General features: G+C 65.8%; 14 protein-coding genes. 7 read left to right on the forward strand and 7 right to left on the reverse strand.

The window, feature by feature from the left end; translation table 11 throughout:
• Positions 1-763 precede the first annotated feature (763 nt).
• Positions 764-991, reverse strand: a complete 228-nt coding sequence (locus ADK66_RS22260) for a hypothetical protein (RefSeq protein WP_157552793.1) — start codon at positions 989-991, stop codon at positions 764-766.
• 672 nt (positions 992-1,663) lie between these two features.
• On the opposite strand from ADK66_RS22260, the gene ADK66_RS31590 reads away from it, so the two are divergent.
• From ADK66_RS31590 to ADK66_RS22270, 3 genes are all read left to right on the forward strand, one after another.
• Positions 1,664-1,822: a hypothetical protein gene (locus ADK66_RS31590; RefSeq protein ID WP_157552796.1), complete on the forward strand. Its 159-nt coding sequence runs from the start codon at positions 1,664-1,666 to the stop codon at positions 1,820-1,822.
• Complete coding sequence (locus tag ADK66_RS22265; RefSeq protein WP_053658424.1) at positions 1,822-2,055, forward strand: hypothetical protein; 234 nt, start codon at positions 1,822-1,824, stop codon at positions 2,053-2,055. The genes ADK66_RS31590 and ADK66_RS22265 overlap by 1 nt, the downstream gene beginning before the upstream one ends.
• A gap of 126 nt (positions 2,056-2,181) precedes the next feature.
• Entirely contained in the window at positions 2,182-2,433 is a 252-nt protein-coding gene (locus tag ADK66_RS22270; protein ID WP_053658459.1) for a hypothetical protein, read from the forward strand.
• A gap of 58 nt (positions 2,434-2,491) precedes the next feature.
• Here ADK66_RS22270 and ADK66_RS22275 read toward each other — a convergent pair whose 3' ends face one another.
• The 4 genes from ADK66_RS22275 to ADK66_RS31595 all read right to left on the reverse strand — a co-directional run bounded on the left by ADK66_RS22275 (position 2,492) and on the right by ADK66_RS31595 (position 8,406).
• Positions 2,492-3,166, reverse strand: coding sequence for an HNH endonuclease family protein (locus ADK66_RS22275; RefSeq protein WP_053658461.1), 675 nt, complete (start codon positions 3,164-3,166; stop codon positions 2,492-2,494).
• A 916-nt stretch (positions 3,167-4,082) separates the two neighbouring features.
• A complete protein-coding gene (locus ADK66_RS22280; RefSeq protein WP_231640137.1) occupies positions 4,083-6,650 on the reverse strand; it encodes a Nuclease sbcCD subunit C in 2,568 nt (855 codons plus the stop codon).
• Positions 6,651-6,930: 280 nt separating this feature from the next.
• Positions 6,931-7,614, reverse strand: coding sequence for a Crp/Fnr family transcriptional regulator (locus ADK66_RS22285; protein ID WP_053658463.1), 684 nt, complete (start codon positions 7,612-7,614; stop codon positions 6,931-6,933).
• 96 nt (positions 7,615-7,710) lie between these two features.
• Positions 7,711-8,406: a hypothetical protein gene (locus ADK66_RS31595; RefSeq protein ID WP_157552799.1), complete on the reverse strand. Its 696-nt coding sequence runs from the start codon at positions 8,404-8,406 to the stop codon at positions 7,711-7,713.
• Here ADK66_RS31595 and ADK66_RS22295 point away from each other — a divergent pair.
• The 4 genes from ADK66_RS22295 to ADK66_RS22310 all read left to right on the forward strand — a co-directional run bounded on the left by ADK66_RS22295 (position 8,405) and on the right by ADK66_RS22310 (position 14,022).
• Positions 8,405-9,229 carry a hypothetical protein gene (locus ADK66_RS22295; protein ID WP_053658465.1) on the forward strand — a complete coding sequence of 275 codons (825 nt, stop codon included), beginning with the start codon at positions 8,405-8,407 and terminating at the stop codon, positions 9,227-9,229. The genes ADK66_RS31595 and ADK66_RS22295 overlap by 2 nt on opposite strands.
• Before the next feature lie 188 nt (positions 9,230-9,417).
• On the forward strand, positions 9,418-11,406 hold the full coding sequence (locus ADK66_RS22300) for a hypothetical protein (protein WP_157552802.1): 1,989 nt from the start codon (positions 9,418-9,420) through the stop codon (positions 11,404-11,406).
• Between the two features lie 4 nt (positions 11,407-11,410).
• The gene (locus ADK66_RS22305; RefSeq protein WP_231640138.1) at positions 11,411-12,277 is read left to right on the forward strand and encodes a hypothetical protein; all 867 of its coding nucleotides are present in this window, start codon (positions 11,411-11,413) and stop codon (positions 12,275-12,277) included.
• A 410-nt stretch (positions 12,278-12,687) separates the two neighbouring features.
• Positions 12,688-14,022 carry a Shedu anti-phage system protein SduA domain-containing protein gene (locus ADK66_RS22310; protein WP_053658432.1) on the forward strand — a complete coding sequence of 445 codons (1,335 nt, stop codon included), beginning with the start codon at positions 12,688-12,690 and terminating at the stop codon, positions 14,020-14,022.
• Between the two features lie 273 nt (positions 14,023-14,295).
• Here ADK66_RS22310 and ADK66_RS30900 read toward each other — a convergent pair whose 3' ends face one another.
• Together ADK66_RS30900 and ADK66_RS22320 are read right to left on the reverse strand one after the other, a co-directional pair.
• Positions 14,296-15,723, reverse strand: a complete 1,428-nt coding sequence (locus ADK66_RS30900) for a competence protein CoiA family protein (protein ID WP_231640139.1) — start codon at positions 15,721-15,723, stop codon at positions 14,296-14,298.
• Between the two features lie 136 nt (positions 15,724-15,859).
• Positions 15,860-16,123 carry a DUF1883 domain-containing protein gene (locus ADK66_RS22320; RefSeq protein ID WP_053658434.1) on the reverse strand — a complete coding sequence of 88 codons (264 nt, stop codon included), beginning with the start codon at positions 16,121-16,123 and terminating at the stop codon, positions 15,860-15,862.
• Positions 16,124-16,345: the final 222 nt, after the last annotated feature.

The raw sequence follows: 16,345 nt of genomic DNA on the forward strand, positions 1-16,345 counted from the left end.
TGGCGCAACCAACACGCCCAACCCAAAACCGGATACGCGATCAACTCCAAGATCCGCCATCCCGATTACCCGTTCAAGGCCGCATGACGAGGCACTAGCGCGCGTTCGACGCTGAACTCGCGCACGAGATCTTCGCCGTGGCGGCGCAAAGCCTGAGCGAGCTCGCTCTCCATCCCGGCTGTGAAGGCCCCTGGGTCCACCGTTCGGAGTATGCCTGCATCGCAGAAGGCCGCCGATGTCCGTCCATCGCTGCGGAAGTAGCCGTCCGGTACCAGCCGGTAAATTGAGGGCCAATACAAGGCCGCTGTCTTCAACCACTGCTCATCGCGGATGTGGATGTACGGGTAGTACAGCGCGGGGCGTTGCATGCCAACTCCAGATCAGCCGTCGGTGGCGTCGCTGCCGCCGCTAGAAGACACATGCTGCCGCCATCACGTCCGTGAACGCCACCCCCAACCGACACGACACGCGGTAGTGCTCCGAGAAACCCGGGGAACATCCAACCCTCCGGCAAACCGAGCGACCTCCGACGTGAGGTTCCCCCGGCAGCTCGGAACCTTTTGACCACGCCGGGAGCCTGCCGGGGGATCCAATTCCAGGCTCCTCACTTTCACTCCTCCTGCGCATATCGACTACCGTGACAGCGCGGCGCTCACCCAGGCAGTTCCGCCCCGTCCGGCCAGATCCGGCCGCCGCGAGCGACGGCCAGATCACCATGCGAGCTGATCCTCGGGCCCGACAAGTGCCGCTGCCGTGGCTCCCGTCATCTGCCTCGTCTGCGTACAAGCAGCGCCAGGACGCCGAACGCCGCCGTCGTGATGGTGCCTGCGGTGGCGATGCCCGACGTTGCGGTCGCGTCCGCCTCGCCCCAGCCGGCGAGTACCGTCAGCAGCACCACGGTCACGAGTCCGCTCCCGGCGGTGAGCCAGATCCAGCGCTCCATGACGCCCTCCCGGCCGTCTTTGTCGCCCGTGTCGTTCGGGAGATTCATCGCAGTCCCCTTGTCCCCGTTGCGCCAGTCGGTCGCGCCCGACCGGCGCATGCCGCCAATCGCTCTGCTAAGTAGACAGTCAGCGATGGGAGTATGCGAATGGGAGGCCGCCGATGAGACTCCCATGCCCATAAGGACATTCCGACCAGAGCGGTGCAGATGGCATGCTATTTCGATGTGTGCCCAGCTCAGCCGTGGTATCGACGGAGGTCACGGGCGGACGTTGCTGGTTGGGGCGCCGTTCCAGCGCTGCGCCGAGGACCAGACCACGCCCGGGCCGATCAATGTGCTGGAGTTGACACCGTCCGGGTGGGATCCAGCGAAGCTGAGATGGGCCTGCGGACCGCAGTCCCACAGCGCTGGGAGGGCGCACGGACGGGCGCGGCAGCTAGACCGGTTCGCCTCGACCTGTCGGCCCACCTTCAAGCCAATGGCGCGACGGTCAGGTCACCACGTGTGGACCCGTGACGGCGTTCCCATCGGCCCACCTCGCTTGGGGTCGACAACGAGCGGCGCATGATCTCAGAAGCCCGCGGTGATCATCTGGCTATCCACAGCGCCTGAGTTGTCCACAACTTTGCGCATCAGGCATTGATCGGCCGGACTACCCCTGCTGAATTACCTGCGCGGGGACGACGCCACGTCCCCGCCCAACGACGAAGGAGCGCAGCCATGACCCGGGGTGAACGCAGCCGATCACGGCGCACGGACAGGCCGACACCACTGGAGCACCTCGCCGGTGTCACCGGCCTCATCGGCGCAACGGCCGCCCTGATCGCCGCCGTCGCCGGGCTGCTGACAGCCGCCGGCGCACTGACGGAGGATCGCTGATGCCCGCCGTCGAGGTATGGCTGCTCGGCGGACCTGCCGACGGCCGCATCACCCACATTGAGGTTGACGACGACGGCACTCTTCCGCAGGCCATCGTCCTGCCGCAGAGCGGCGCCTACCTCGGTGCCCGAGATCATCCCAGCCAGCCGGTGCAGCACCGCTACCTTCGCTGCGCCGGCGAGGTCGACCCGCCGACCTTCCAGTACGACGGCCCTCTCCCCCAGGACCAGTGACGTCAGCATGGGCCAACCACCCAAAGCCCGGAGTGGTCCGTGTTCCGACCAGGGAACGACACCACCCCAGCCCGGCCACATCGCTACCAACATCATCCGCCGGTCGAACGCTTGTACGATTCGTTGGTGGAGGATGTGGCGGCGCGCTGGTGGAACGGGATCTGGGGGCGCCTGGGCCGCCGAGATGTGTGGCTGGTCCGCGAGGTTCGGTGGAAGGTCACCGCCCGAGCCGGCGACAGCGAGACCGGCCGGGTACTGCGGTGGGAGTTCGACACCGAGGACGAGGCGCTCACCATGGTCAAGCGTCTGCTCGCCGCCGACGCGGGCGGCCAGTGGCGCAAGCAGTCCGGCGATAGCCAGCCGCCACAGCAGGCATAGCGTTCGACCTGCGGTCCGCGGCCCCTGCGGGGCCGCAGACCGCAGGCCAAGGTCGAGGTCAGGAGCTGCAGGTGTTGAGCATGCTTTGCAGGGCGGATTTCTCCGACGACTGCAGGGTCAGGCCCCAGTTGTACTTCACGGTGATCCACATTTTGCTGTAGGTGCACCGGTACGACGACAGGGGCGGCTGCCAGGTGGAGGGGTCCTGGTCGCCCTTGGACTGGTTGACGTTGTCGGTCACTGCGATCAGTTGTGGGCGGGTGAGGTCGTTGGCGAAGCTCTGCCGGCGGCTGGTCGTCCACGAGTTCGCGCCGGAGCGCCACGCCTCCGCGAGGGGAACGACGTGGTCGATGTCGACGTCGGAGGCTGCCGTCCAGGTCGCCCCGTCGTACGGGCTGTACCAGCGGCCGGAGGTGGCCGCACAGGAGCTGTTGACGACGACGGAGGTGCCGTCGCGCTTGAGGACCTGCTCGCGGGTGTTGCAGCTCCCGCTGATGGTGATCCAGTGCGGGAACAGGTCACGGGAGTAGCCGCTGGTCGAGCCTTGCGCCGCCACGGTCAGGGCGTTGAGTTGCGACTGGGCCGTCGCCTTCGACGGGATCCCGGGAGGTGCGGCCGACGCGGGCTGCGCGCTAACGCCGACCAGGCCGGCGCCGGCCACCGTGGCGAGAACGACTGCGGCAGCGTGGCGCCTGGCGCGTGAAAAACGGGCAGAGACTCGGGTTACCCGCATGGGGGCCTCCTCGACACGGGGTGGACGGCAACCGTCCCTGAGGATCATGTCCATCGAAGGCCATGTTTGTGAAGGGGTGAGGACGCAGTCACAAAACTTTGAGGGCCGACATCTCGCCGGGTTCCCCGGCGCACGGTCGAGCGGGATGCGGCCGACGGCGATGTCGGGGCAGGGAAGCAGATGCCTCGTCAGCACATCGTCCAGTTCTCGACGGTCAGGACCAGTTCTTCAGCGAAGGTCCCGGACGGCTGGCGGAGCACCGGCTGCGCCGGCGGCCGGCAAGAGTTCCTGGGCTTACGCTGTTGAACTCGCGAAGATCAGATCGTCACAGGGCTGGAGCACAGCGACCATAAGGGTCACTATGGTGTCTCGTGAGGCCTCAGCCCTGCGGGAACCTGCACTCTAGGGATAAGCAGCGGGCCAGCCAAGGCGGCGACGTCGGCGGCCAGCTCCCGTTTCGCGCTCTCGCTGTTGCCGAAGGTCGCCCTCTTGAGGTCCAGGTCAAAGTCCTCATGCACCCCCGTTGTCGATCAGAGCGACGATGTGATGGACGGTCAGCTCATCTACTGAAGCGTCGAGACAGCGAGAACGCAGAGCAGCAGCCATCCGACGACCGTCCTCTCCGCCGTGGCAGCGAACGCCCCTCGCTGCCGCCCGCCCGGTGCGACCAGTAACCGGACAAGCCCGGTGGGACGATCGTCTGCTGGCTACCGGCGGGCCGAGACAGCGTCGATAAGGGTTCGACTCAGGGTGCGGCCGACCTCGGCAGCCCTCGGCCCAAGCGCCGCTAGGGTCACGAGCTCGTCAGGTGGTACCTGGATCGGGTGGTTCGGCAGCGTCAGGCATCGCTGCACACGACAGCTCGATGGTCGATGCGATTTCGGCTGTAACGTTTTGGGCTGCCAGCCATTCTGACCTACAACATCGACGAACCCAGCTTGACCGTCCGGCGCTTGAAAGGGACCGGGCCACCCTCCAGGTGGTACAGCGCCAGGGTGTTGAGGTCGTGACGCTCGAGGGATCCGGTTGCCTCGACGACACCGTTGTTCGCGTCGGAGGTGAGAGTGATGATCATTTCGGCATCGGCGGAGACGACGAGGCCAGGGCTGCGGGTGGCGAAGATGTATTGCCGGCTGCCTCGCAGGTCGCGAAGCTTCGCCACGAGGTATTCCTCGATCCACGGTGCGTGAAGGGCATCCTCGGGCTGGTCGATGATGAGAGGTTCGTTGCCGTCGGCGAGGGCGATGATGAGGATGGCGGTGCATTTTTGGCCGTGCGCGAGCCGCTCGATCGCGACATACCCGTCGTTGGCGTGTTTGCGGAACTCGACGGAGAGGCCGTCGTGCAGGTCGAGGGTCTGCATCCGCAGGAAGTCCTCGGTGGTGCCCTTTTCCCGCACGTACTCGAACAGGGTCTCGACGTGTTTGCGCTCGGCGCCGGTGGCGTCACACACGCCATCGACGTCGTCAGCGAGGAACGAGCGGACCAGCTTGACCGGGATCGACCCTTCGCAGATCATCTGGAGGACCTGAGCCCGCAGCCGCGATCCTTTGGCGATGGCCGTCAGCTCGGTCAGGTAGGCCGAGTCGTCGTTCTCGGAGAGCATCTTGATCCGGACGATGCCGCCCATAAGCTTGTTGAGCGCCTTGATCCGGTCCTCACGCCGCCGGCGCCGCGCCTTGCGCGCCTCGATGAGCTCGGCGATCACCTCTTCCCGGTAGGACGTGGCCGTGGCCAGGTTCGGCACGAATTCGTCGTCGAGCTGGGCCTGCTGCGCGTCGAGTTTCGCCTTCTCCGTTTGAAGTTCGACGAGCCGGGTGCGCAGGGCGGCAAGGCCCTTGTTATCGACATCGATACGGCTGACCGCTTCGGCGAGTTCGTGGTCGAACTGCCGGTACCGGTCGTGCCACTCCTGTCGGATGTCGACGAGTTCCTTGTTCACCACCAGCAGGACCTGCGCCAACTGCGCGTTGGCCGCCTCAATCGCCTCGCGCAACTGTGCGTATGCCGTCTGCGCTCGCTGGTAGAGGTCCTGGTTTTCGGCGATGGCGGCCGAGACCCGGAACTTCTCTCCGCTGTCCGTTCGGGCGGTGACCTTCAGTTCGGGGATGCCGACCACGGGCTCGAAGAGGGCGCTCTCCGCACTCCACTTCGCCTGCATCTTGATGGTCTCGCCGTCGAACAAGCCGGATAGCTCCTCCAGGCGCTTCTCGACCTCCGGAAGGGTCTCTAACCTCGCACGGGCCTGCGCGATCTTCGTTTCGAGCGATCCGATGAGTCGACCGTTGTCGTTGAGCTGGCTGACCGCGTCCGTCTCGCGGATCTCGAACTCGGTCAGGTCGAGCGCGGCGTCGATGAGCGCCATTCGGCCGACCGGAGTCCGGGCGTACTCGATCACCTCGCCCTGCGAGAAGCCGGTGATAGCGATCCGGCCGGACAGGCCGGTCATCTGCTCGGCGTCGCCGATGAACTCAGGCTGGGTGGAGCCGTCCTCGAAGTACGCACGGCGTACGAGGCACCGCGCGTGGCCGCGGGTGAGCACGACCTCGACGGTTGAGCCGGAGGTGAGCGCGTACTTCAGCCGGGACTCGACCTCCCTGCGGACCTGTGGAAAGTCGTCGGCATCGGTCTGCTGGTCGAGAGTGAACCGGACCAGCTCGATGAGCAGCGATTTGCCCGCTCCGGTCCCGCCAAGCAGGCAGTTGAGATCGCACGAGAACTCGAACTGCTGACCGTCGAGAAACCCACCGGTCACGGTCACAGACTCGATCACCGTGTGCTCCGACGCCATGGGTTCTTCTAGGCGGACACGCAGAGCCGGATCCGCCAGCGCATGCCGCAGGCCACACAAGTCCGGCCGCGACGCCTTGATCCAGGTCCGGCGGTGGCCGATGCCACTCAGGACGTGGGTGCTGGCACCGGGTGCGGTGGTGTCGGAACTGCGGACGACCGCGAGCTCGCGCCGGCCCTCGAGCCGCGTCTTGATCCGCTCGACCTCAACTAGGTCGACGATCTCGACCGCGCCGATGGCGTCATCGAGCAGCGTCTGGTTGATGCGGTCGGCCACGGCGAGGCGGAGCAGGCCCTTCTCCCGCTCGGCGTGCGCCGGGATTGCCAAGCCGCCCCGGGCGGTGATGACCTTCGCAGTGTCGATAAAGCCCTTGTCCAGGGCCTTGTGCAGGTCGCCGTGATCGGAGCGGAGCACCCCGAGTTCAACGAGCACGTCCTCGATGTGCTGCGCCGAGGTTCCCTCCTCCCAGATGGCGAGGAGATGCCCTTCGGCCGTACTGAGCTCCAGGCCGGGCAGCACTACGAGCGTCGTATCGCGGGCGGCCTCAGCCATTCTGTCACACCAGCCGGCGGTGTTGTGGTCGGTGACGGCGATGGCGTGCAGCCCCGCATCGATCGCCGCGTTAACGATCTGATGGGGCTCGCTCGCGCCGTAAGTTTGCGTGTCGACATCGCGTGAGGCAGGGGTGTGCACGTGAAGGTCGACAGCCCAGAACCGTGCGGGTCCACGCTTGGTGCCCGCCGGCGATGCCGCTCGACTACTCCCCGCTGAAGCCGTTGCTGACGTCAAAACACTCGCTCCGTGTGATCGTTCGCCGATGGTCTGAGCGCCCGGCTCGACACTGTAACGCTCAGTGAACCCAAGAAGAGGCGCGACACTCGCCCATACGTACGAATAGCCGCCACTGGAGGAGGCCGTGTCAGACCATCCGCCCCGGTCAGCCATCCGACCCGTCGAGGAGTTCCGGCTTGAGCTAGTCAAGTTCGGCGATTAGTCGCAGCGCGTCGCTGTCTCGTACGACGATCTCGCGGTAGCCCGTGGCGACAACGTCGTCCGCCCGAAGGCCTCCGAGCGCCTTCTGCAGGCTGATTTCGGCGGCGCCGCAGAGGGTAGCCAGCTCGTCCTGCGTTAGTCGGATGTCGATGACCAAGCCGCGAGGGCTGCGTCGTCCGTAGGCGGCTGCGAGTTCCCACAGGACTCGGGCCAGACGAACTCGCACCGGGTAGGAGGTGAAGTCGATCCGTCGCCGGTTGGCCCACCGAAGACGGTCGGCGACGATCCCGGCCACCTCTAGGGCGGCTTCAGGGTGGTCGCGGAGGAAGGCTCTGAATGCGTTGCGGTGGATGATGCGGATGGTCGATGGGCGACAGGCGGTGATCGTCGCCGTCCTCGGTGTCCCGTTCAGGGCGGAGATCTCTCCAACTATGTCGCCGGACACACGGATTGCCAGCAAGGCGTGCCGGCCGTCGGAGAGTGCTGCCGTGACTTTGACGAGCGCGTCATGGAGCAGGACCACGTGGGTTTCCAAGGCGCCCTCACGGAGAAGCACCTGGGCCTCTCGCACCGAGCGCCTGACTCCCACTGCCAAGAGTTGCTCTCGTGTCGACGGTTGGAGGCGTCCGAGGAACGTAGCGGGTGGCCAGAGCACTTCCTCCATGTGCACCTCCTCAGGCTCTAGAGATCATCCTTCACGTTTGGCGTCGATGTCGCTACTCCCCGCAGTAGCCAGTCACGGTGTCCCCGCAGTAGCCAGTCACGGGATCGCATCCGCGAAGGCTTTGAGGATCACTAAGCTGGCGGCGGAGCCCAGCGAGGTGAGAAACCAGGGCATACACCGTCGGATGCATAGGTGCTTTGCCATCGCGATCCGGGCGAGTACCACCACGAAGTCCCAGGCTTCGTTCCTGTGTCGGGTGGCTGTGGCAATCGGTGGTCGCTGGCCTACCGCGACGAGATCCGGGAAACCGAACCGGTTCGTACCACCAGCGCTGGCCAGACGGGGCCGAAGCGACAGCGCGAGTTGGCAGGTGGCCGCCGTCATGGCTATCACCATGGTGGCCGCGAGGAGCACGGTAAGGGCGGCAACGCTTGTGTTGCCATCCGGCGAGACTGGCATGGCTTGATCCACGACCGTTGCTGCCATGCCTCCTTCGGCCGTCAGCAGCGCCAGGGCTTTCGCGTCCGCATGTCTGATCGAGGCTTGCAGTGATGCTGCCGTGGCTAGGCCGACGTGAAGATCCCGCCACGTGTCCTCGCCGTTGCTTGCTCTCCGGCTTTTTCCCATGATCCGAGTAGAGCCCAGATTGGCGAGAACCATGGGATCGAAGTATCGCTTGTCGCTGACTCGACAGTGGACCTTGTTTCTGTATTTGTATGGGATTTCCAGCGCCGCCAGCCTGTAGAGATGAGTCTCGAACGATTCGTCGCGCCAGTGAGGGATGGAAAGCATGGCTTACGTCACGGATCCAGACCGGCGTGTGTTGGTCGCCGTGGACATGGAGTCCTATAGCGGCCGAGACAACGTCCTACAGCATCGAGCGCAGCTGGCCTTTCGGGAGGTTATGGCGACGGCGTGCGACGAGTTGGGCTTCGACCGCGCCAACTGGTTGATCCAACAGGGAGGCGATGGTGAGCTGGCCATCCTCCCGCCAGGTGCCAGCGAGCGGGCGGTTGTGACGCGGCTTACGCCGGTCCTCGATCGGTTGTTGCGCGAACACAACCGTGGGCTCAGGCTTGAGGCACGTATCCGTTTGCGCGTCGGTGTTCACGAAGGGCCGGTTCATCTCGACGGGGCGAACGGCTACCCAGGCGACGCCGTCGTGACAGTCTGCCGCCTGGTGGACTCGCCCCAGCTCAAGGCCGCGTTACGGCAGTTTCCGGGGGCTGCGGTCGCGCTGATTGTGTCGGACCGGCTCTACCACGACATCGTCCGCCAGTACCAGGATCTTCGGCCTGAGCACTTCCAGCAGGTGACGGCACGACTACCTGAGAAGCACTTCGAGGCCACCGCCTGGATCTACGTTCCGGGCGAGAGTATTTCCACCACCTACGAGCCTCCCGATCCTCCCGTTTCAGCCTCTGACCGACCAGACGACGGGAACGGCGGTGAGAGCGTCGAACGCCGTGACGACCGGTCTCGCCCACAGCCGGCCGGTGGTGGGCAGGTCTTCCAGGACATCCGGTCGCGGGGAATTGGCGCGATCGGCAACAGCAATTCGATCTCCGTCTCGGGCCGCCCAGAAGACCTCGACTCGTGGGGTTCGCCTCGATGAGCGACACCACCCCTGACGGAGACCCGTCGCCGCCCAGTACATCCTCCGGAGAGGCGGCGTCCGGCGACGCAGCCCTGCCGGAGCCGCGGATAGATGAGCCGGTTCCCCGTGAAGAGGAGACTGCTTCAGACTCGACAGCCGACTCGCAGGAGGAGATTGTCCCGGGTTCCTTACGGTTGGACCCACGAGTGGGTGAGGAGCTGTACGGCACCCAGTTCTCAGCCGCCTACTCGGGGATCAACGCCCGCGGTGTGAACGCCGTCGGCAACAACAACACGATTCACATCGTGACAAACACGGGTCAACCGTCGGCAAAACCCATCATCAGAGATCTGGTGGGAGTACCCGATCTGCTCGCGGTGTACGCGGCAACGGCCGCAGACGAAGAACTCGGGGGGAAGCTCGGCCAGCGATCCACGGCGTGCCTGGCAGGTAGACCGCACACCGGGCGGTTCAGTACCGCCTGCGTGGCGCTGGCTCGCCGCCACAAACCGGATCGAGTACATGAGATCCTGCTGCCGGGGGATGTTGCGCCGGAAGTACTCCGCCGAGCGGGCGACAGCATCAAGGAGGATCACGGATACGTGTTCCGGCTGCCCGGCAACAGCCACAGTCAGGTAATGCGCCTACTGGCAGACCTCTTTCGACGACGGTCCGCGAGCCTGCTGCTGATCAGGCATGACGACTCGCGTGCGGGCGTTCGGCATAGCGCCGAGGTGCAGCACAGGCGGCCCGCACCGCTGGCCGTCTTCCGCGCTCATCTTGGCCATCACCTACGCAGCCGGCTGGGGCTCAGCGACGAGGAAAGCGCCGAACTCATCCGCGGGTATCTCCACCACAGCGACCTCGTCGATGCCCTGCACAGCTCCTATGGGCCCCGCGAGGTGGTGCCAATCGCTGCGGCCGTCGGGCAGAGGCATCCGGCCGACGGCGGCACACTGGCCGAGATCCTCCGTAGCTCGCAACCGCGGCGCAGGGCTCGTGCCGCGGAAATCCTGCGTTCGGACGCCGGCGGCGCTAGCCGACGGCCCCGGCGGGCTGACCAACACGAAAGGGCCTTCCGGATTGCGTACGCCGTCTTCGCCTGGCAGCCCCTGCATTACGCCTTCGAGGCGGCCGGCATTCTGCTCGAGGAGGTCGACGGGCAGGCCAACCGGGTGGACTGGGGCCGGCTGGCATTGCAACACCCGGTGTCGGAGTTGCTCGGACCGCTCGAGGTGGACTGGCAGGAGGGCCGAGAAGCCACCCGGTTACGGGGCGGATCGTCACGCTCAGCCTGGCTGCACGACGGCGGCATGCGCGGCGTCATCATCGATGAGGCGTGGCATGAGTTCGACAGCACTCGGCCAGCCCTACTCAAGTGGCTGGACAGGCTGGTCTCGGAGGACGACGAGCCGATGCAGCGAGCGGCCGCTGAGGCGGCTGGCCTGCTCGCGCACCATGATTTCGCAAGGGTCTGCGCTGACCTTATTGACGACTGGGCGGCTTCCCCCAAACGCCGGCTCCGGCAGGCGGCGGCCTGGGCGATGGTCGCCGCGGACATGGGGGGCCAGGTGGGTCATCTCGTCCGTCGGCAGGTTCGGGAGTGGGCTGGTGGACATCGAAATCTGCAGCGAGACGCAGCCGCCCGCGTGTACGCCAGTGGGCTGCAACAACCAGATCTCAGCTGGAGCCTCGCCGACCTACGCCGCATCGCCCAAGATCCGATGCAGCAGCACACGTACACGGTCGCCGAGGGCGTGTACCAGCTCTACGCCCCGCACAGGGCGGATCAGATCATCTTCGAACTCGCGAGGTGGTCGGACGACCGACAGCTACAACTGCATGCCGCCGGCGCCTTGCTCAGTCTGGCCGCGATACCGGCCGACACCTCCCCGAGCGGCGTTCCCGAACTCATGGTCAGAGCCGCAGCGCAGGAGGTCGACAGCCACGATCTCGTACGCCTCTGGCAGGTGGCGCTGTTGACAGCCGATGTGTCGCGGAGGGCATGGAGCACCTTCGAGCAATGGCTGACCAAGGCTGACTCCGACGAAGCCCTGCGCAAGGCGACCGCAGCGTTGGTCACCGACCTCACCGCCTTACCAAGCATGGGTCGCCGGATGAGGTTCCACCTCGCCCGGCATTCACAGTTCGAGGACGGGCTACCGGAATGGCTCGACGCCGCGATGAGGAAGTGACGACATGACCGACACCACCAACACGGCCAGTTCTCCCGCCGCCTGGCGCCGGTTCCGATCCTGGCTACTGACGCTATGGCACCGTCTCGTGGCGGCGCTGCGCGGGCCCGAGCCTGTCCCCATGCCCCCCCCGCCCCCGCCACCACCGCCGCCAGGCCGGTTAACCGAACGCCGGGACGCACCGGCGCCGATCATCGTGCCGGCGCGCGGTTACGTCTTCACGTTTCGCATCCACGCCACATTCGTATGGTCATCCGAAGGGATACCAAGGGAGTTTCTCAACGGCTCTGCCCAGCACTTCATGCCCTATGCCGTTCGAGCCCTGACACGTCTCGCCGCCGCCCGAGCCCGCAACGTCGTCGCGCACCGCGCGAGAGAACTTGAAGTAGAGCTGCAGCGGGCCATCGCCGACAGCGGGGCATGGCGGTACGAGCGCAACGGAGTGCGGGTGACCTGCCAGCCGTACCTATGGGTAGAACTCGATGAGGGCGTGAAGAAGGCAGTCAAACCGTATTGGGAGCAGTTGATCAAGCTCGACTGCGAGTACGACGTGGACGCGAAACGCGCACAATACGTAGATCGGATGAGCCGTCATTGGCTGGCAATCCTCGAGAAACTCGTCGACAACCCCGTCGCCGGCGGCGCGGCCAAGATGACCAACGAAAGTCTCGCTGCTGTCGTTCGAGACCTCATCGCCGAACAGAACGCCGCCGCGCAGCGGCTGGAGGATCTCCTCGGTGAGCGGCTACGCAACGGCGACGCATACGAGCAGGCCACGTCATTTGACATTCTGACCGAGCGACTGAACGGTCACGGACCGAGAGCCACATCGATGCCGACTTCAGGCTCGAACGGCTCGTCTAAGGCTTGACGTTTACGGGAGGCCCCATACTCCGTCGAAGACCCCTGAGCGAGGTGATCAAATGAGTACCACGGACAGCCTGAACTGATTTCAAGACGCCAGGTCACCGCCGTTGAACGAGCATTGGCACGACAAAGGTCGCGTGCTTGCCCCGCCGCACGATCTGGTGCAACCGGCGCGCGGCCACTCAAGCTCCCCCGCAGGGGCTCGCTACGAGTCCCACCGTGTTGACAGAGATCCAGCGGCATAGCATCGATCGTAGGCGGGAGCCCCACCGCACCGACCATCTCCGGCACCCTCTGGGCTCTGTTGATCGGTTGCTTGGTTGCTTGGTTGCTTGGTTGCTTGGTTGCCACGATATAGGGAACCGTGGTGGCACCCGCCGAACGGCGTGACGACCCCGAGACAAAGAGGAGCCCGTGACGGACGACCCGGCGACGCAGGCGATCCGCGCGTTCTGGCAGGACCGCCAAGCTCCTACTGCCGAGCGACGACTGACGTCCGGCGGCGACGCGATTACAGGACTGCTGACGGACATGCTGGTGGGGCATGGCGTCAGCCAGGACGCGGTTCGCCCGCGCCAGGCACCGAAGCTTCCCGGCGGCTACGGGTTGGGTAACCGGCGCTGGGACCTGCTCGTCGTCGACGACGAGCTGCCAATCGCGGCGATCGAAGTCAAGGCCATGACCGGCACGTCGATCGGGAACAACATGCGCAATCGGCAGGAGGAGATCGTTGCCGTGGCGACCGACTTCGCCCGGACATATCGTTTGCCGCAGGTGCAGGAGGTGAAACCCTTCGTCGGCCTCGTCCTGATCGTGGAGGACAACGAGGTCTCGGCCCGCCTCCGCCGCTCCCCAGAACCTACAGCCGGCACCAGCGCCATGTCCTACCAGGAACAAATCCGCACATTTCTCGGCAGGATCGTCAAGGACGGCCTTTACGACGCGGTGTGGTTTGTCGTCACTGCCCCGCCGCCGGATTTCACCGTTGCCGAACCGGACAGCGCTTTTGGTTTCGAACACTTCTCCCGCACGGCTGCCGAGCGTATTCGGCAGATCCGCGCCGCCGACGACGACGCGACAGCGTTCGGGAAGACGCTGGCTGACCACGCCGATATCGAGGACATCCTGTCGGGCATCACCTCTACGCCGCGGGGCCTGTCCGCAGCAGAGGCTTCGGTCATTCAGCGGCGTCGTGACGTGGTCGCCAGGCTTCAAAGCCTGGCGCTCGAGCCGGCAACGACCGAGTCGGCGATGCAAGCTGCCATCAGCAGGAACTACTGGCTGTTCGGCGGCCAGTACATCGCGATGGCGCCGCGCAGCATCGTGCCGCTTGATCAGTACGATATTCCCTTGGTCAGCGCGGACGGCAGCTTGCATGTAGTCGAACTCAAAGGCCCTGCCGGCCGGCTGGTTCGTGAGCATCGCGGAAGCCTGATCGTGGCCGACGAGGTACACGAGGCGGTCAGCCAATGCCTCAACTACCTGCGCTCGCTGGACGAAACCGGCGCGACGCTACAGACGCTTCGGCAGAACGAAGGGCGACCTGCCTACGACTTCCGACGTAGCCGTGCGACCGTGATTATTGGTCACCCGGATCGAGCCGTGACCGACGCAGTCGGCCGTACCCGGATCGAACAGACAATCCGCTCCTACAACGCCCATCTCTCGCGCATCCAGGTCCTCACCTACGCTGACCTGCTTGACGGTGCCGAGCGTGCGCTGCGTTTCGAGGAGGAAAGCCTCGATTAGCCGGTCCGTCCACCCTCCGGCCTCGCTGCGTAGACCTTTGGCGTGTCGGTTGGAAGTCCCAGTGCGATTCGGAGCGCCACTCGGTGTCTCCACTGCCTCTCTCGGACGGGCGCGTCGGTGTGGACGAATGCGTCACCCCCTATCCTGCCGTAGCGCCACCACCGGGGTCAGCCGTGACTACGGGCTTCCCTTGCCGCTGGTGAGGACCCGGGACTGCGACCGGCCAGGTCTCGGGTGCCGGGGACCTGGCGCGCACGTCGAATGGAATCCGATCTAGATCAGCGACATCTGCTCGTGGTCGGGGAGGTCGAAGTGCACGACACGGGTGGGGTCAATGGCGCCGGTGGCGGCGAGTTGTTGGGCTTCCCGGGCGTTACGCACGTACACCGGGTCCGCAGGGGGCAGCCGATGCAGAGATGCGGGGCTGGGCCGGAGTACCCCGTGTAGCCGCTGGCGAACGCGAATGGCGATGCCGTAGGCGCGGTCTGGGGTGGGGCCTTGGGCATCGAACTCGGGGCGGGCGGCGTGTGTCTTCCACAGCGGATCCGCGACGGCCTCGCGGAATTCGTGGATCTGCTCGGCAGACAACTCCCCCCACCATCGGTCCGCGGCCAGTCGCTCGTCCTGCTCCTGGCGCAGCCGCTGCTGCTCGGCGGCGCGTTGCTGTGCCTGCCGCTGGTCCTCCTCGACTTCTCGTCGCTGGCGTGTCTGTTCGGCTTCGGCTGCCCATCTGCGTAGTTGCTCGTCTCGCCGGGCGGCCTCCTCCGCTGCCCTGATCTCGCGTTGCCGTTGCTCGTCTTTGCGTCGGGCTTCGGCTTCTGCTTCGGCTTCTACTTTGGCTTGTTGCTCGGCTTGGCGTTGCTGCTCTTCGCGTTGGCGCTTGCGTGCCTCCTGGCACTGCTGCATCGCCTCGTGTTGGGTCTCGCTCTCAATGTGCGGGCTGGAGGTCCAGACCAGGCGCCGTCGGCGGTAAAGGTCGTCGGTGGCGAACCACACCGGTCGGTATCGGGGGCGGACCTCGTGCACGATGGGCTGCCCTTGCGATGCCCAGCGGACGAAGGCGATCAGCGCCAGCGTGTCGACGGCGCCCCAGGCGCCGCGGTCGAAGTCGAACGCTGACGGACCCTCCACGACGGTCCAGGGCCGGCCCTGCGTGGGTTCGCGGACCCGGATCGACGGCACGTGTCCCATCCACGGGGCCTGCGCGGCCGGACTGACCCAGCACACGCCGACACCGGCGGCGCGGTATCGCTCGGTGCGCTCCTGGATGTCCTCGATGGTGATGGGCGACAGTTGGGCCTCCCAGGCGGTGCGTCGGGTGCCGTCGTGCGAGGAGGCGAGGACATCGGCGCGCCAAGAGCCATCCGGGGAGCGGACCTCCAGCTCGGCGTGCCAATCAGCGGCCCGTACCGCGGTAGCCAGTTCCAGCTTGAGGAGGTGATGCTCCAGGGACTCGTTCAACCAGGCGCAGTCGGTGAGGCGTCCGGAGCCATGGGCGAAGTACCGCAGCCCGCGGGCGGACACCTTGGCCTGGACCCCATGCCCGCACTCCGGACACCGCAACGCCACCCGCGGCCGAATCCTGTGCACCGCCGACCAGGTCAGGTCACAGCCGAGGTCTGACAAGGTGGCGTCGATGCGGCCCACCTCGGGATGGATCGCCGCGAAGGCCATCTCACCGCCGCCGTCTAAACGTGCCACGGACAACCGGGCCATCGTTGGTGACCAAGCGGATCTCGCCCACGCACACCTCTCACCGATGGTCGCGGAAACGCGTATACGTCGAGCATGGCGGAGCGGTACGACACCATCACCGCTCGTACCAGTCCCCCAGTTGTCAGTCGAAGACCTGGTTGACCGTGACTCGGATGCGCTCGGGGTTGCTGTCGACGATGAGCCACCAGTGATCGTCGTAGGGCACCTCCAGGACCACGAGGGTGAGGTCGTAGAAGCCACCGAAGAATTCGTACTCGTCGCCGTCGACGTACGCCTGATACTCGTCGCCGTCCATGAGGCAGACCCTGGCGGTCGAGCCACGCAACCCGATCTCGAACACCGCGCCAGTGGCGCACTCACCAAGGTTCCAGTAGAGGTGATCCACACACTATGTGTAGTAGATGATGACGGCCCGTAGAAAGTCCTTCCGGGCGTGGTCTTGTCCGCTCCGGGACCCGGGCTGCTCGCGGGCACCCGCGCTCGCTGCTACGCCGCGCACGGAGAGGTCTGGTGGGAGACCATCCTCGCCCACCCACCACCAACCTCCCGCTGACGACCATCGTCGTTACCGCCAGCGCCATGGCCTACGTCATCGCCGGCCCGCACC

The sequence above is a fragment of the Micromonospora sp. NRRL B-16802 genome (assembly GCF_001279555.1).
Classification (GTDB): Bacteria; Actinomycetota; Actinomycetes; order Mycobacteriales; family Micromonosporaceae; genus Micromonospora; species Micromonospora profundi.

What these genes read in the sequence shown, in the direction of transcription:
- ADK66_RS22295 (WP_053658465.1), top strand. Translation starts at nt 8,405, where the DNA reads ATGGCTTACGTCACGGATCCAGACCGGCGTGTGTTGGTCGCCGTGGAC.
- ADK66_RS31595 (WP_157552799.1), bottom strand. Translation starts at nt 8,406, where the DNA reads ATGCTTTCCATCCCTCACTGGCGCGACGAATCGTTCGAGACTCATCTC.
- ADK66_RS22260 (WP_157552793.1), bottom strand. Translation starts at nt 991, where the DNA reads ATGAATCTCCCGAACGACACGGGCGACAAAGACGGCCGGGAGGGCGTC.
- ADK66_RS22275 (WP_053658461.1), bottom strand. Translation starts at nt 3,166, where the DNA reads ATGCGGGTAACCCGAGTCTCTGCCCGTTTTTCACGCGCCAGGCGCCAC.
- ADK66_RS22305 (WP_231640138.1), top strand. Translation starts at nt 11,411, where the DNA reads ATGACCGACACCACCAACACGGCCAGTTCTCCCGCCGCCTGGCGCCGG.
- ADK66_RS31590 (WP_157552796.1), top strand. Translation starts at nt 1,664, where the DNA reads ATGACCCGGGGTGAACGCAGCCGATCACGGCGCACGGACAGGCCGACA.
- ADK66_RS22265 (WP_053658424.1), top strand. Translation starts at nt 1,822, where the DNA reads ATGCCCGCCGTCGAGGTATGGCTGCTCGGCGGACCTGCCGACGGCCGC.
- ADK66_RS22285 (WP_053658463.1), bottom strand. Translation starts at nt 7,614, where the DNA reads ATGGAGGAAGTGCTCTGGCCACCCGCTACGTTCCTCGGACGCCTCCAA.